The following is a 16,040-nucleotide window of genomic DNA, read 5'->3' as shown; positions in this document are numbered from 1 at the left end:
GACTTGCCCATCCCAGCCATGATCTTGTCGCCGCCGCGATTCCACTTCGCATTCACGCGGCGACAAGAAGCCGAGCGCCGTCGTTTACAAACTCCGATGCGTTCGGCTCGTCGGGAGTTCTGCGGCGCCACCGGCCCTTCCGCCACATCCCGCCCTCACCAACACGCCTCGGATGTGCCCGGCGGCACCGACGGCCTCTCGTAGCCGGCGGGCGTGCGCGCGAGTTGCGCGCTCGGCCGCACCGCTTCTAGTTCGCCGAAGCCGGACGGCACGCGCTCGAGAAACGGCGCGATATTCGGCCTCGCCGTGCGCAAGCCGTCCTCGATCCGGCCAAGGCCGCGCAGCCACTGCCCCGTCTGCGCAAGCGATACCTCGACATGCCAGCTTCCGCCGTCCCGCTGCTGCTTCCACAGCGCCGCCGCCGCGCCGAACGCCATCAGAAAGCCCGTCGCCATGTCGAGCATCTGCATCGGCAGCGCGCGCGGTTTGCCCGCGCCTTCCGCCTCGCCTTCGGCCGCGTTGAATCCGATCGCCGTCTGCACGAGGGAGTCGAAGCCGCGCCGCCCGGCCCACGGGCCCTGCGTGCCGTAAGCCGTCAGCGAGACCTGGACGATACCCGGCCGCCGCGCGGCCACCGCCTGCGGTCCGAAGCCGAGCGATGCCAGCCCGCCCGGCCGATACCCCTGCGAGAACACATGCGCCTCGTCGATCAGGCGCCACAGCGTCGCGCGTCCATCTTCCGAGCGTAAATCCACGTGCGCCGAGCGTTTGCCCCGGCTCGTATCGGCGATGGCGGAAATGTTCGGCAGATGCGGCGAGTTCACGAGCATCACGTCCGCGCCGAACGCGGCGAGCGCGCGGCCGCCGACCGGACCGGCCAGAATGCGCGTCAAATCCAGCACGCGCACGCCCGAAAGCGGACGCGCGTCTGCGGCAAGCGGCGCGAGCGGGAGCGGCGGCGCATCGCCGATGCGGGTGAAAGTCATCAGCGGCTGCGCGGCGAGGGCGCGGCCTTGCGGCGTCGCGTCCCATTCGCCGAAGCGGCGCAGCATCGTCACGACGAGCCCGCGTTGCGCGCACGCTTCCTCAAAGTCGGCCGCGCGCCAGCCGGCGAGCGCGCGCTCGGCGTCGGCGCGTGTCGCGGTGGCGGGATCGAGCCCGAGCACGCGCAACGCGCCATCCTGATGATGCGCGAAGTTCGCGTGGATGCGCACGTAGCCGTCGGCGGTGCGGTACAGCCCCGAAAACGGCCCCCACGTCTGCGGTTCCTTGCCGTCGAGCGTGAAATGGCCGGTGCATTCGATGGCCGCGTGCGTCATATCGACCGCCACGCGCTGACGCGGCGCGCCGCGCGCGTGCGCAAGCTCGCAGGCGGCGAGCGCGGCGGCAGCGATAGTGGACTGCGCCGCCGTGCCGATGGCGAACGTCGACGGAAAGACCGGGTCGTGCCCGGTCAGCTCGGCGAAGGAAAGCGCATCGCCGGGCAGACCGGCGATGCGCCAGAGGGAAGCGAGGGTATCGAAGGAGGCGGTCATGGTCGGAGCGACGCGGCGATTGGATGCGCCATTGTCGCGCCGATTCGGTTTGCTTTCCCGCTACAGTTCGATGCGCGGCCGCCGAGCCGGGGGCGCTGCGGTCTGGTTCCGGGGCGGCTTCAGCCACGTGCTCAACCGCAGCCGAGCGCGAGTCCGGGCGCCTAGCGCAACGGACTCAGCTTCGGGTGTTTCATGCCGCCGGTTTTCGGCCTCCCAGCGCAGCGCCGGCAGCCACAGCCGTGGCGCGTCGCGGGCTCCGCGCCTCGGCGCAGCGGCTTCGGCTCAGCCGCTTCGCGTCGCCGGTTGCGCCTTGACGCAGCGGATTCAGCCACAGCCGAGCCGCAGAGCGGCTCCGGCCTGGCGCAGCGGATCCAGCCACAGCGGGCCGCATCGCGGGTTCCGCTGGCGCAGCGGCTTCGGCCTCAGTCCTGGCGCATTCGCCGTACCGCGCCCTGGCGCAGCGCCTCCAGCATGCTGCCTTCATCGGCGATGCCCTTGCCCGCGATATCGAACGCCGTGCCGTGATCCACCGACGTGCGGACCACGTCTAGCCCGACGGTGACATTCACGCCCGCTTCCAGCCCGAGCACCTTCACCGGGCCGTGGCCCTGATCGTGATACATCGCGACGACGAGATCGAAATCGCCGCGCCCCGCGCGATAGAAAAGCGTGTCGGCGGGCAGCGGGCCGGTCACGTCGAGGCCGCGCGCCTGCAAGGCTTTCACCGCCGGGATGATCTTCTCCTCTTCCTCGCCGTAGCCGAAAAGCCCATTCTCGCCCGCATGCGGATTGATCCCGCACACGCCGATACGCGGCTTCTCTATACCCGCTTTCTTGAGCGTCGCGTCGCCGCGCTCGATCGTGCGCTGCACGAGGCCCGGCTCGATCTTGCGGATCGCGTCGATGATGCCGATGTGCGTCGTCACGTGAATCACGCGCAGCTTCGGCGCGACGAGCATCATCGAGACTTCGTCGACGCCCGTCAGATGCGCGAGCATCTCCGTGTGGCCCGGAAACTTGTGGCCGCCCGCGTGCAACGCTTCCTTGTTGAGCGGCGCGGTGCAGATGGCGTCGATCTGCTTCGCCTGCGCGAGTTCGACCGCGCGGGCAATGTAGCGGTAGGCCGCGTCGCCGGCGACGGGCGACAGTTGGCCGAACGGCAGATCGTCGGGTATCAGGTCCAGATCGATGCAGTCGATCACGCCCGGTTCATAGCGCGCTTCGGAGGCGTCCTTGACGCGCCGCACGGTCGCCTTCACGCCGGTGATTTCGATGGCGCGCTCGAGGCGGCGCGCATCGCCGATCACGAGCGGACGGCACTGCTGATACACCGTGTCGTGTGCCAGGCTCTTGACGACGATTTCCGGGCCCACGCCGCTCGCGTCGCCCATCGTGATGCCGATTACGGGAAGATAGTTGGTCATGATGGTTCGTGAATGTTGAGATTTCGCGTGGTGTTGTATGGCGTTCGCCGCTATTGGCGGACGGCGGCGGGCGCGGCGCTTCCGGCCTTCTCCGCACTTTCGTTCGAGAGGCCGCGCAAATGCCGATACGCACCGTAGAGCGCGTGTTCGCTGCCGAACGCGCCCGCTTTCGTGACGATGGCCGCGCCGCTCGCCATTTCCGATGCGCTCGTCGTGGCCCGGCCGAGCGCGACGCCGGCTTCGATTTCGCGCACGAGTTCAAGACTGCCGACGTTCGCCGCCGCGAGCATCGCGCGGGCGGTTTCGCCGCCGGTCGCGATCAGCCCGCCCAACGCGTCGAAGTGCGGCGCGACGAGCGCGGCGAGCGCGGTCGAGAGGCGCGCGCCTTCGGCGGGATCGAAGGCATCGTCGCGGCCGATACGCACGATCAGATCCTGCCCGCCACGCACTGTTTCGCCGATGCGCTCGCCCCACGTGCGCCAGTCCGCATGACGCTCGCCGTCGCGCAGCACGGCCGGCGGCAGGATGAATTCGACGAGGCCCGCTTCGGTGCGCAGCATCGCGCATTGTCGCTCGGACACCGCCGACAGACTGCCGACGAGCGCGAGCACCGGACCGTGCGCGATGTCCGCCGACGCGGGCCGCAGCGCCGCCGGCGAGGCTGCGTCGAAAAGGTCCGGCAGCGCCGCCAGTTCGCGTGCGAGACCGCCCGAGCCGACCCAGAAGAACGGCGTATCGAGCGATGCCGTGATGCGCGCGAGCGCGGCGAGGTCGTCGCTCGTTTCCGCATCGACGATCAACGCGCCGATACCTTCGCCCGCCGCCGCCGCGAGGGTGGCGGCGAGCGTCTGCGGCGCGCCGCGCAGCGTGTCGAGGGCGACGTGCGCGGTCGACAAACCCGCTGCTTCGAGCATCGGTCCGAGGCGGGCGTCGCGCCCGGCGTGTTCGAGCTGCCACGTTTCCGTCTTTTCGAGCGGCACGCCATGCACGAAGACGATGCCATCGCGCACGGCGCGGCCGGTCGCCGGAAACGCGGGCGCGACGATCGCCGGTCCCGCGACGCGCGCGAGCGCCGCGACTTCGGCCGTCCAGTTGCCGCGCAGCGTCGAATCGATTTTCTTGTACAGGCGCCGGCCGGGCGCGCGAAGCGCCTGCCACGCATCCGCGACGCGCGCGCCGGCGTCGGCGGGCGCGAGACGGCGCGTGTCGGTGTCGGCGGCGATCACGGTGGCGTCGTCGCCGGGCGCGGTGACATCCAGCGTGACGACGGTCTTTCGCCCCGACGCCGCGAACGCGATGGCGCAGTCCGCCGCGCCGGAGAGATCGTCGGCGAGAATCAGCATGCTCCCCGCTTTGGCTTCCTGCGCGCTCATTGCGTGGCTCCCCGCTTCTCGCGTGCGCCGACTCCCACGCGCGCATCGCTGCGTGCGTTCACGCGCTTCGCGATGGCGGCGGTGACGATCGGCGTGACGATGGCCGTCACCACCACGCACGCCGCCACGAGCAGCGTTGCCGATTTCGCCGCCGATTCGTAGACCGGATTGGCCGCCGCGATCAGCGCCGGAACCGCCGCCGCGTTACCTGCGGTATTGGCCGCCGCCGCGCCCGCCACGCCCGTGCCGCCTGTCAGGCGATCCGCGAAGTAGAGCGGAATGCCGGTCACGACGACGACCGCGAGCCCAAGCCCGATGCCGAGCAGACCCGCCTGCCAGACCTTGTGCAAGTCGAGGCTCGCGCCGAGCGCCAGCGCGAAGAACGGAATCATCACCGGCACCGCGCGGCCCAGAAAGTCGCGCATTTCGCGGTCCAGATTGCCGAGCAACATGCCGATGGCGAGCGGCAGGATGCTGCCGACGAGCGTCGGCCACGGAAACGCCGAGAGACCCGCGACGCCGAGCGTGACCATCGTGAGGAACGGTCCGGATTCGAGCGACATGATCGTGTACGCGCCGACGTCTTCCGAGCGTCCGTACTGGCCCATCAGCGCCATGTACAGGCCGCCGTTCGTGTCGTTCATCGCGGCGACGACGGCGAGCGTGGAGAGACCCGCGAACATGCCGGACGTGATCGGCTGCTCGCCGAGAAAGTGGCCCAGCACGATGCCAGCAAGAATCGCCATGCCGATCTTCGTCGCGAACAGCGCGCCGCCTTTCTTCAAAAGGTAGGGCGTTGCCTTCACGTCGATGCCCGCGCCCATGCAGACATAGAAGACGGCGAGAATCGGCAGCGCGCCGGTGAACAGCGCGCTGGTGAACGAGCCGAAGAACTTCGGCATGCCCGGCATGAACGTCGCGATGAGCGAGCCGATCAGAAGCGGAACGATCATCATGCCGCCGGGTACGCGCTCCACCGCGCGCTTGATAGGAATCTGGGCCATGGGTGTCTCCAAGAAGATCTTGTCTGATTCGATCGCGGAATGATTGCATCGATCATTCCGAGTGTATCGCTTGATCGAACCGAGCGCAATTTAGCGCGCATAGGCGTTTACGCTGAGCGATTCACGCAAACGTTGCGAATCAGAATGATCGAAGCGATCAAATGGAGCCGCGCACGTTTCTGCTTCGGATCAGCATTGCCTGAGCCCGGAACCGCCGCCCGATTCGCTACACTTGCGGACCGCCGCCGTGAGGCATATTCAATGACGCTCAATCGAACAGGAACCGCATGAAAGTCGAGAAACGCCGCGAAGCCATGCTGAAGGCCGTGCTATCGGGCATGAACGACGTCGCCGCGCTCTGCGAGCATTTCGGCATGTCGGAGGCGACGGTGCGGCGCGATCTACGCGCGCTCGCCGAAGAACGCCGCATCGTGCGGACATACGGCGGCGCGGCGTCGGTCGGCATGCACGAGCCGGAGGAATCCCTGGATACGCGGCGCGAGAGCTTTCGGGAGCAGAAGGAAGCCATCGCGCGGGCGGCGGCGCGGCACGTGCAGGACGGCGACACGCTTTTCCTGGACGGCGGCACGACGACCGCCGCGCTCGCGCGGTGCCTCGCCGGCCGCAGAGAGATTCAGGTCGTTACGAACAATCTGCTGGCGGTCAGCGCGCTCGCGGCAGCGGACGTGCGCGTGACGTTGATCGGCGGCGACGTGCGGCCGTCGAGCATGAGCACGCTCGGGCCCATCGCGCAGCTTGCGCTGTCGCGCGTCACGTACGACAAGGCGTTTCTCGGCGCGGACGGCGTGGTGGCGGGCCGCGGCCTGTGCGAAGCCACGGCGGAGCAGGCGTTTCTGAAGGAGTGCATCGTCGCGCAGGCGGCGAGCGTGTTCGTGCTCGTCACCTCCGACAAGCTCGGGCGCGCGAGCCAGCAGCACTGGACGCCGCTCGAACGCGACTGGACGCTCATCACCGATTCGCTCGCCGAACCGTCTGCCGCGAGCCGCTTCATGGAGCGCGGAAACGTCAGCGTCGAGCGCGCGGAGACGGACGCGCCCTAGCCGCTGACTTGCCGCTCACTTCCCGGCGAGCGCCAGCACGGCTTCCACTTCGTCGAGATCGACAGGCTTCACCAGATGCGCGTCGAAGCCGGCGGCGCGTGTGCGGGCGATATCCTCGTCGGAGCCGAGCCCGGTCATCGCGGCGACGATCACATGCTTGCCGCCGTCGTTGCTCGCCTGTTCGCGGATGCCGCGTATCACGTCGAAGCCCGTCAGCCCCGGCATCGAAAGGTCTAGCAGCACGACCTGCGGCCGGCGCGCGCCAAACTGCTGCAACGCGTCTTCGCCGTCGTAAGCCGGGCGCGCCGCATGACCGAGCATGTCGACGAGCAGCGTCATGCTGTCGGCGGAATCGCGGTTGTCGTCGACGACGAGCACTTCGAGCTGCCGGTCCGCCGATGCGGCAGGCTCCGCCGGCGCGTGCGCGATGCCCGCGGGCGCTTGCGCGAGCGGTAGCCACAGCGTGAACGCGCTGCCCTTGCCCGGACCGCCGCTTTTCGCCTCGACGTGGCCGCCGTGCAGCTCGGCGATCGCGCGCACGAGCGTGAGGCCGATGCCGAGCCCGCCTTCGTCCGGATGCGCGCCGGGCGGATGCTCCTGCACGAACAGATCGAACACCGTGGCGAGCGCATCGGCGGAAATGCCGCGTCCCTGATCGGTCACGCGCAGCATCGCCGCGCCGCCGCGCGGACCGACTTCGAGCGTGACTGTCGATTGCGGCGGGCTGAACTTGGACGCGTTGTTGAGCAGATTGTTGAGCGCCTGCACGAGCCGCGTCGGATCGCCGTTCACGTGCATGGGCTGGCCGCTGTCCTCGACGACGAGGCGCTGGCCGCGCGCATCGAACCACGGCTGGCTGGCTTCGACGCTCAAGTGCACGACATCCGCGATATCCACGATCTCCGTCGACAGGCGAATCTTGCCGGAACTGACGCGGCCCGCTTCGAGCAGATCGTCGACGAGCTTGGTCAGATGCGCGAGTTGCCGGTCGACGATGAGACGGCTGCGGTTGACATCGGGATCGTCGGACGCCTTCAGCTTGAGGATGCTGACGGCGTTGCGGATCGGCGCGAGCGGATTGCGCAGTTCGTGACCGAGCAGCGCGAGAAATTCGTTCATGCGCCGGCTCGATGCTTCGAGTTCTTCGAGGCGGCGGCGCGTGGTCATGTCGCGCGTGATCGCGACGAAGTTCTGCTCGCGGGCATTGCTCGACGGCAGCGCGCTCAGAATGGCGTGCGCCCAGAACGCGGAGCCGTCCTTGCGCATGCGCCAGTCTTCGTGCTCCACGCGGCCTTGTTCGCTCGCGCGGCGCAGGTCGTCGCCGGGGCGGTCGCGGCCCAGCTCGTCGGTCGAGTAAAAGAGCGCGAAATGCCGCCCGATGGCTTCGTCGGACGTGTAGCCGTAGAGCGCGCGCGCGCCGTCGTTCCACGATTGCACGATGCCGTGCCGGTCCAGCATGCAGATCGCGTAGTCGCTGACCGAATCGATCAAAAGGCGCAGACGCTGGTTCGCCTCGGTCGCGCGCAGCCGGTCCGTGATGTCGTGGATGAAGCACGCGAACTGGCGCTGGCCGTCGAACCAGACTTCGCTGATTGTCAGTTCGGCGGCGAATTCGGTGCCGTCGCGGCGCACCGCCGGAAGTTCGATACGCGTGTTGATGACGCGCGCTTCGCCCGTCGCGAGATAGCGCGTGAGCCCGGCGCGATGCGCGTCGCGCATGCGCTCCGGCACGATCAGTTCCGCGAGTTCGCGGTTCATCGCGTCCTGCGCCCGCCAGCCGAAGAGCGATGCGGCGGCCGCGTTCCAGTCGACGATCATGCCGGCTTCGTCCATCGAAACGAAGGCGACGTTTGCATTGTCGAGCACGGTGCGGCGGCGGCGCAGCGCATCGGCGAGCTTTTTCTCGTGCTCGGCACGCAGCGACAATTCGATGCTCAGGTTGGCGCTCACACTCGCGTTGGCGGCGAGAAGCTGGCGGTTTTCCTGCGCGACTTCCTCGCGCGCGATGGTCTCCGCGATGCACGCGCAGAACGCGTTCAGGATCGCGATGTCCGACTGGTTGAACTGGTCCGGCTCGCCGGAAATGAGCTTGAGCACCGCGACGGAGCGGCCTTCGTAGATGACGGGCGCCACGACCATCGAGATCGCGCCGACCGCCTGACACGCCGCGCGATCCACGCGATGATCGCTCACGGTGTTGCGGCTGATCAGCGCCTGCTGACGCGTGATGCACAGGCCCGACAGACTGCCGGCGCTCGGCAGCCGCACGCCGACGTGTTGCGCGGCGCTGCCGCTCGCCGCGCGATAGACGAGCTCATCGCCTTCGATCCATTCGACGACCGCAGACCCGACAGCCGCGACTTCCCTCAACGTGTCCGTGACCTTCTGCAGATACTCCGGCAGCGGCAGGCGCGAGTGCGCGAGACTGGCGAAGGTGACGAACCACCGCTGGAAATGCGCCTGGCGTTGCTGATCGGGCTTGTGCCTCTTGTCGAATGCTGAAGCCTCATACTGAAAGCGCATAGCTCGTGTTCCATCGATGAAGCGCGGAGTGTAGCGCGCGGGATTCGTCGTATCGGTGGCTGAAGGGCTCCAATTGAAACACAAACGAAACGCAAACGTTTGCCTAAAACGCCGAGGTTTCGCGTGGCGAAAATAAGGGCGCGGTGAGTGCTGATTCGCGGGCTGCTCGTGAGTAATAAATGCGTGTTCGATCGTTTGATCGGTAACTATGGCTTCGCCGATTCAAGCAAGAACGTCGCGCCCCGCTTGAGCGATCTCTTCCATTAGCAAACGAACGCCGGGAGATAAAGGCGCATCGCGTCGCGTGACCATTTCGTACGGCTCGCTCTTCGATGAGAAGGCCAGCGGCAGCGTGCATACGACGCCATGCGCGGTGCAGAAACGCGCGACATCCACCGAGACCAGCGCCACCAGCGACGGGTTCTTCTGCAAGAGCGCGAGCGTCGCGAACGCCGAGGTCGTCTCCAGCAAATGCGCGGGAAAGCGCAGCCCTGCATCGTGAAACTCGCGTTCGAGCAGAAGGCGCATGGGCATGTTCGCGCGATACACCACCCAGCGGTGCTTCGCGAGATCTCTGAGCGCCACGCGCCGCCGTTTCGCCAGCGGATGCGCCGTGTTCGCAATGACGGCAAGCGTCTCCTGCTGCACGACGACGCTGTCATACAGATACGGCGTCTGGCTCACGCTCGTGCGGCACACGGCGACGTCCAGCCGTCCCGCATCGATGAGGCCCAGCAGCGTCGCGCTCGTATCCTCGACGATCTCCACCGACATCTCCGGCTGACGCGCGCTGAGCGCCGTGATGGCATCGGTGACGAGCGGCACCGCGCCCATGATGACGCCCACCGACACGCGCCCGCCGAAGCCGCGCATGATGCCGACGATCTCTTCGCGCAGATGCGTGAGGTCGGTCTGAATGAGGCGCGCGTAGCGGATCACGCAATGGCCGACGGCGTTCGGCTGTAGCCCCCGGTGCGTGCGCACGAAAAGCGGCGTGCCGAACGTGGTTTCGATTTCATGCAGCGACTTGCTCACGCCCGGTTGCGTGAGCGCGAGCTGTGCCGCCGCGCCTTGCAGCGAACCGCGTTCTTCCAGCGCGATGAGAAGGCGCAATTGCCGCACGTGCAGCCGCGAGAGAATCGAATTGAGCGATGGCGTCATCTACCGTCAGGCATGAGGAAAAGTTATACCCCTATCACATGCCGTCAGTATCGCGGAAGCATGACGGTCCGTATACTCGGCCGAAGCGCCTATAACTTTTCCTCATTTCGACATGCCGCTCATCAACTACATCACGCAGATTCAATTCGACTTCGGCGCGGTGCGCCTGCTTGCCGGCGAGTGCGAGCGTATCGGTATCCGCCGTCCGCTCATCGTGACGGATGCGGGTATCCGCGCGGCGGGCCTGCTCGACAAGATCGTCGATGCGCTCGGTCCCGCATTCGATGCGCCCGTTTTCGATGCCACGCCGCCCAACCCGAACGAAGCCGCCGTGCGTGCGGCGGTGGCGCTGTATCGCGAGAACGGCTGCGATGGCGTGATCGCGGCGGGCGGCGGCTCGTCGATCGATCTGGCGAAGGGCGTGGCGGTCTGCGCGACGCATGAAGGGCCGCTGCAAAGCTTCGCCGTGATCGAAGGCGGGCTTGCGCGCATCACGGCGGCGACCGCGCCGGTCATCGCCATTCCGACGACGGCGGGCACAGGCAGCGAAGTGGGGCGCGGCGCGATTCTGATTCTCGACGACGGGCGCAAGGTCGGCGTGATTTCGCCGCACGTCGTGCCGAAAGTCGCCATCTGCGACCCGGAACTGACGCTCGGCCTGCCGCCGATGCTCACCGCCGCGACGGGCATGGACGCGATCGCGCATTGCCTTGAAACCTTCATGGCGCCGGCGTTCAACGCGCCCGCCGACGGCATCGCGCTGGACGGTCTGTGGCGCGCGTGGCGTTTCATCGAGCGGGCGACGCGCGACGGGTCGGACCGCGCCGCGCGCTGGAACATGATGAGCGCGTCGATGCAAGGCGCGCTCGCGTTCCAGAAGGGCCTCGGCTGCGTGCACAGCCTGAGCCATTCGCTCGGCGGCATCAATCCGAAGCTGCATCACGGCACGCTCAACGCGATCTTCTTGCCGGCGGTGATCGCGTTCAACCAGAGCGCGCCCTCGATGCAGGAGGAGGGCAAGCTCGACCGCATCGCGCAGGCGATGGGGCTCGCATCCGGCGACGAGGTCGGCGACGCCATTCGCGCGATGACCGCGACGCTCGGCCTGCCGCGCGGCCTGGCGGAACTGGGCGTGACGCGCGAACTGTTCCCGCGCATCATCGCCGGGGCGATGAAGGATCACAGCCACAAGACGAACCCGCGCGAGGCGACGAGCGACGATTACGCGGCGATGCTCGAAGCGTCGATGTAAGAGGGCACTCGAAAGGGCGCATGGCCGGATTTGCGGCATTGCAACATACGACTACGGGAAAACCCCTAGGCTCTGTTACAATGCCGTGCAAATTCAGGAAAGAAAGCCATGCGCCACCGTTACCTCATTCTCGAAAAGATTGCTTTTACGTTGCTCACGCTGTCTGCCGTCGTCGATGCAAGCTACATCACATGGCAAGAGCACCCTAACTTCCGCGAAAACGTCACGGAATTCGTCCAGAAGAGTTCCGAGCTGAACTACGCGACCGCCACGGTCGACGGCTCGACGCTGATGCCGATGGCCTTCAACTAAGCCGCCGCTTCTAACGGCGTTTTCTCGGTCCCGCATACCCGCTATTCGGCCCGCCGTCGCACGGCGCGCGCCGCTTGTCCTATGCTGGCGGCTTCGTTTCACGCAAGCCGCCGCGCATGTCCACCGTTCTCCGTTCCGACGCCGTTCTCGGCGAATCCATCCGCAGTTTCGCTCGCAGCATCGGGCAGATCGTCCTGCAGCGAAATGCCACGACCGGCGCGTTCGTCTTTGCGGGCGTGCTTTGCGCGAGCCCGCGCCTCGCGTGCGCGCTCTTGATCGGCGCGCTCGCGGGCAAGGTCGTGACGGTCATCACCGAATCCGCCGATTCGCCCGCCATGCGCGACGACCTGTACGGTTTCAACGGCGCACTGGCGGCGCTCGCGGCGTTCACGTTCATCCGCGATACGTCGCAGGCGGCGGCCGTCGCGATCGTCGCCGCCATCGTCTCGACGATGCTTGCGGGCGCGCTCGCGCGCCGGCTGTCGCGCGTGAACTTGCCGATCTTTTCGAGCCCGGCGATCATCGTCACCTGGTGCTGGATGCCGCTTTTCGCCGATCACGGCGAAGTGGGCGCGCTGGGTCCGGTTTCGACGAGTCTCGCTGCACTGACCAAGGCCGCATTCGCGGGACTCGCGCCGATCGTGTTCGCGTCGGGCGCGCTCGCGGGCGGGCTCATCGCCGCGGGACTTTTCGCCGCGCGGCCCGCGCGGGCAGGCTGGGCGCTCGCCGGCAGTGCGTTGGGTGCGGCTCTGCACGGCCTGGGCGGCGCGGACGACGCCGTGCTGCTGTCGGGCGCGTGCGGCTTCAATGCGGCGCTGGCCGCGCTCGCCGCCGCGCCGCTCGGCGCGCGGTACGCGGTCATCGCCATCGCGGTCGCGGTGCTGATCGAGCGCATCGCGGATAGCATCGGTATCGCCGCGCTGACCGCGCCGTTCGTGTTGGCGTCGTGGGCGGTGATGGCGTTCGCGCGACGGCTCGGAGGGGCGTCGCGGGACGAGGTATGCTGCGCGGGACCGAAGTAGGCGTGCTGCGGCTTGCGTGGGCGGGGCGCTGACGCGAGACAGTTTGCATGGGACCGGACTCCGGTGTCGAAGCACCCACTCGGGCCAACAGGAGACCCCAATGTCATTCACTCACACTCCCGAGCGCCGTATCCAAGAGAGCGGGCCGCGCTCCGCCGCCGAAGCCGCGACGCGCGTCGAACTGGCCGCCGCGTATCGGCTCGTCGCGCTGAACGGTTGGGACGACGTCGTCTATACGCATATTTCCGCGAGCGTGCCCGGCGAGCCGGGACGCTTTCTGATCAACCCGTTCGGGCTCGCGTTCGATGAAGTCACCGCGTCGAATCTCGTGAAGATCGATATCGACGGCAACGTGATCGGCGAAAGCGCGCATGGCGTGAACGCGACCGGCTTCGCGCTCCACGGCGCGGTGCATGCCGCGCGCGCCGACGCCGCCTGCGTGATGCATCTGCATGTGCGGGAGGCCATCGCGGTATCGACGCAGCCGCACGGTCTGCTGCCGGCGTCGCAGCACGCGATGCGCTTCCACGGTCATCTCGCCTACCACGATTACGAGGGCCTCGCGTTCTCGCCCGCCGAGGGCGAGCGGCTCGTCGCCAGTCTCGGCGCGCATCGCGCGATGCTGCTGCGTAATCACGGGCCGCTCACGCTCGGGCGCACGGTCGCGGAAGCCTACGTGCTCATGGATATGCTCGTCAAAGCGTGCGACATTCAATTGCGCGCGCTGGCCGGCGTGAGCAAGATGATCGTGCCGACGCCGGAGGTGGTCGCGCGCACGGCGGCGCAGTTGCATGACGACGACGCCATAGAGGGCGCGCTCGAATGGCCTGCGCTTCTGCGCAAGCTCGATCGCATCGATTCGTCGTACCGCAATTGAACATTCAATATTCAATAGGATAGCGAAGCAATGCCGACTTTCAACATCCAGCTTTTCGAAGGCCGCACGGCGGAAGAGAAGCGCAAGTTCGTCGAGGCGATCACGCGAACGACATGCGAGACGCTCGGCTGCGAGCCGGGCTCGGTGGACATCATCCTGACGGACGTGAAACGCGAGAACTGGGCGACCGCTGGCAAGCTCTGGTCGGACCAGTAGTCCGATGAAAATGAACGCAGCAGCATGGCGCTGCTGCGTTCATCGAAACGCTTACGACGTCTCTTTCGCGGCGAGACGGAACTTGTGCAGCAGCGGTTCCGTGTAGCCGTTCGGCTGCGTGCGGCCTTCGAACACGAGCGCACACGCGGCCTTGAACGCGTACGAGCTATCGAACGCGGGCGCCATCGGACGATAGTACGGGTCGGCGTCGTTCTGCTTGTCGACGACGGCGGCCATGCGTTCCAGCGTCTGACGCACCTGCTCTTCCTTGACGATGCCATGCCGCAGCCAGTTGGCGATGTGCTGGCTCGAAATGCGCAACGTCGCGCGATCTTCCATCAGGCCGACGTCGTGAATGTCCGGCACCTTCGAGCAGCCGACGCCCTGATCGATCCAGCGCACCACATAGCCGAGAATGCCCTGCGCGTTGTTCTCGATCTCGTTGCGGATATCGTCTTCCGACCACGACGGATTTTCGACGACCGGAATCGTCAGGAGTCCATCGAGAAGTTCGTTCTTCACGCCTTCATAGTCGATGCTTTCCATCTCCTGCTGGACTTGCTGCACATCGACCTGATGGTAATGCAGGGCGTGCAGCGTCGCGGCGGTCGGCGACGGCACCCACGCGGTGTTCGCGCCGGCCTTCGGATGCGCGATCTTCTGTTCGAGCATCGCGTGCATCAGGTCGGGCATCGCCCACATGCCCTTGCCGATCTGCGCGCGCCCGCGCAAGCCGGCATTCAGGCCGACGAGCACGTTGTTGCGCTCATACGCCTTGATCCATGCCGACGACTTCATGTCGCCCTTGCGCATCATCGGGCCGGCTTCCATCGACGAATGCATCTCGTCGCCGGTGCGGTCCAAAAAGCCCGTGTTGATGAACGCGACCCGCGCGCTCGCCGCCGCGATACAGGCCTTGAGGTTGACGCTGGTGCGCCGCTCCTCGTCCATGATCCCCATCTTGATGGTGTGACGCGGCAGGCCCAGCAGGTCTTCCACGCGCGTGAACAGCTCGTCGGAGAACGCCACTTCGGCCGGGCCGTGCATTTTCGGCTTCACGATGTAGACGGAGCCGGTGCGCGAGTTGATCTTGTTCTTGAGGTCGTGCATGGCGCCGAGCGTGGTCATCACCGCATCGAGAATGCCTTCGGGCACTTCGTTGCCGTCGCGATCGAGCACGGCGGGGTTCGTCATCAGATGACCGACGTTGCGGATGAAGAGCAGCGAGCGGCCATGCAGCTTGAGCGTGGAGCCGTTCGGCGCGGTGTACTCGCGGTCGGCATTGAGGCTGCGCGTGAAGGTCTTGCCGTTCTTCGTGACGTCCTCCGACAGATGACCCTTCATCAGGCCAAGCCAGTTGCGATAGAGCTGTGTCTTGTCGGCCGCATCCACGGCGGCGACCGAATCTTCACAGTCGATGATCGTGCTGACGGCCGCTTCGATCAGCAGATCCTTCACGTGCGCCGAATCCGTCTTGCCGATGGCGTCATTCGCGTCGATCTGAATCTCGATATGCAAATCGTTGTGCTTGAGCAGCACGGCGTGCGGCGCGCTCGCATCGCCCTGAAAGCCTGCGAACTGTTCCGGATTCGCGAGGCTGCTGCGGCCGTCGCGCAATGTCACGACGAGCTGGCCCTGCTCGACGCTGTACTTCGTGGCGTCGGCGTGCGAGCCGTGCGCAAGCGGCGCGTTGTCGTCGAGAAACGCCCGCGCGTACGCGATCACCTTCGCGCCACGCTTCGGATTGAACCCGGCGGTGCGCTCGGCGCCGTCGCTTTCGTCGATCGCATCGGTGCCGTAGAGCGCGTCGTACAGACTGCCCCAGCGCGCGTTCGCGGCGTTGAGCGCATAACGCAGATTCGACAGCGGCACGACGAGCTGCGGGCCGGCCTGCTCGGCGATTTCGCGGTCCACGTTCTGCGTGGTCGCGCGCACTTGCGCGGGCGCGGAAACGATATAACCGATGCCCTCCAGAAACTTGCGATACGCGCGCAGATCGCGCACCGGACCGGGGTTGCTCCGGTGCCAGTTGTCCAGTTCCGTCTGCATGCGGTCGCGTTCGGCGAGCAGCGCGCGGTTTTTCGGCGCGAGGTCGTGCACGATCGCATCGAACCCTTGCCAGAACGCGGCGGCATCGACGCCCGTGCCGGGAATCGCTTCTTCTTCGACGAACTGGGCGAGGCTCGATGCGACCTTGAGGCCGTGCTGTTGAATCATGTCGTTCATGGGCACTCCGGCTGATTGCTGCTTGATAGGGATAGGGGCGGGGTGGCTTATGGT

Annotated in this window: 13 protein-coding genes; 6 read left to right on the top strand and 7 right to left on the bottom strand. The window is 66.8% G+C overall.

The annotated features are described in order from the left end of the window. Positions 1-155: 155 nt before the first annotated feature. From GV035_RS00065 to GV035_RS00050, 4 genes are all read right to left on the bottom strand, one after another. Positions 156-1,535, bottom strand: coding sequence for a CoA transferase (locus GV035_RS00065; protein ID WP_159832525.1), 1,380 nt, complete (start codon positions 1,533-1,535; stop codon positions 156-158). A gap of 422 nt (positions 1,536-1,957) precedes the next feature. After that, on the bottom strand, positions 1,958-2,959 hold the full coding sequence (pdxA, locus tag GV035_RS00060; RefSeq protein ID WP_159832524.1) for a 4-hydroxythreonine-4-phosphate dehydrogenase PdxA: 1,002 nt from the start codon (positions 2,957-2,959) through the stop codon (positions 1,958-1,960). Between the two features lie 50 nt (positions 2,960-3,009). Then, positions 3,010-4,332, bottom strand: coding sequence for a four-carbon acid sugar kinase family protein (locus GV035_RS00055; protein WP_159832523.1), 1,323 nt, complete (start codon positions 4,330-4,332; stop codon positions 3,010-3,012). Continuing rightward, positions 4,329-5,336: a 2-keto-3-deoxygluconate permease gene (locus GV035_RS00050; RefSeq protein WP_159832522.1), complete on the bottom strand. Its 1,008-nt coding sequence runs from the start codon at positions 5,334-5,336 to the stop codon at positions 4,329-4,331. Before GV035_RS00050 ends, GV035_RS00055 begins: the two co-directional genes overlap by 4 nt. A gap of 287 nt (positions 5,337-5,623) precedes the next feature. Between GV035_RS00050 and GV035_RS00045 the strand changes: the two genes are divergently transcribed. Further along, the gene (locus tag GV035_RS00045) at positions 5,624-6,397 is read left to right on the top strand and encodes a DeoR/GlpR family DNA-binding transcription regulator (protein ID WP_159832521.1); all 774 of its coding nucleotides are present in this window, start codon (positions 5,624-5,626) and stop codon (positions 6,395-6,397) included. Positions 6,398-6,412: 15 nt separating this feature from the next. Here GV035_RS00045 and GV035_RS00040 read toward each other — a convergent pair whose 3' ends face one another. Together GV035_RS00040 and GV035_RS00035 are read right to left on the bottom strand one after the other, a co-directional pair. Further along, positions 6,413-8,920: a hybrid sensor histidine kinase/response regulator gene (locus tag GV035_RS00040; RefSeq protein WP_159832520.1), complete on the bottom strand. Its 2,508-nt coding sequence runs from the start codon at positions 8,918-8,920 to the stop codon at positions 6,413-6,415. Between the two features lie 222 nt (positions 8,921-9,142). Then, positions 9,143-10,081: a LysR family transcriptional regulator gene (locus GV035_RS00035; RefSeq protein WP_159832519.1), complete on the bottom strand. Its 939-nt coding sequence runs from the start codon at positions 10,079-10,081 to the stop codon at positions 9,143-9,145. A 112-nt stretch (positions 10,082-10,193) separates the two neighbouring features. On the opposite strand from GV035_RS00035, the gene GV035_RS00030 reads away from it, so the two are divergent. From GV035_RS00030 to GV035_RS00010, 5 genes are all read left to right on the top strand, one after another. Then, a complete protein-coding gene (locus GV035_RS00030; RefSeq protein WP_159832518.1) occupies positions 10,194-11,333 on the top strand; it encodes an iron-containing alcohol dehydrogenase in 1,140 nt (379 codons plus the stop codon). A 108-nt stretch (positions 11,334-11,441) separates the two neighbouring features. Beyond that, positions 11,442-11,645: a hypothetical protein gene (locus tag GV035_RS00025; protein ID WP_159832517.1), complete on the top strand. Its 204-nt coding sequence runs from the start codon at positions 11,442-11,444 to the stop codon at positions 11,643-11,645. Positions 11,646-11,761: 116 nt separating this feature from the next. Then, positions 11,762-12,667: an urea transporter gene (locus GV035_RS00020; protein WP_159832516.1), complete on the top strand. Its 906-nt coding sequence runs from the start codon at positions 11,762-11,764 to the stop codon at positions 12,665-12,667. A gap of 100 nt (positions 12,668-12,767) precedes the next feature. Continuing rightward, positions 12,768-13,544: a class II aldolase/adducin family protein gene (locus GV035_RS00015; protein ID WP_159832515.1), complete on the top strand. Its 777-nt coding sequence runs from the start codon at positions 12,768-12,770 to the stop codon at positions 13,542-13,544. Between the two features lie 30 nt (positions 13,545-13,574). After that, the gene (locus tag GV035_RS00010) at positions 13,575-13,760 is read left to right on the top strand and encodes a 4-oxalocrotonate tautomerase (protein ID WP_035960104.1); all 186 of its coding nucleotides are present in this window, start codon (positions 13,575-13,577) and stop codon (positions 13,758-13,760) included. A 51-nt stretch (positions 13,761-13,811) separates the two neighbouring features. Here GV035_RS00010 and GV035_RS00005 read toward each other — a convergent pair whose 3' ends face one another. Continuing rightward, entirely contained in the window at positions 13,812-15,986 is a 2,175-nt protein-coding gene (locus GV035_RS00005) for a malate synthase G (RefSeq protein WP_159832514.1), read from the bottom strand. Positions 15,987-16,040: the final 54 nt, after the last annotated feature.

The sequence above is a fragment of the Burkholderia sp. 8Y genome (assembly GCF_902506145.1).
Taxonomy (GTDB): domain Bacteria; phylum Pseudomonadota; class Gammaproteobacteria; order Burkholderiales; family Burkholderiaceae; genus Caballeronia.
Note: the sequence above shows the minus strand (reverse complement) of the source record. Positions and strands in the feature narration are given on the sequence as shown.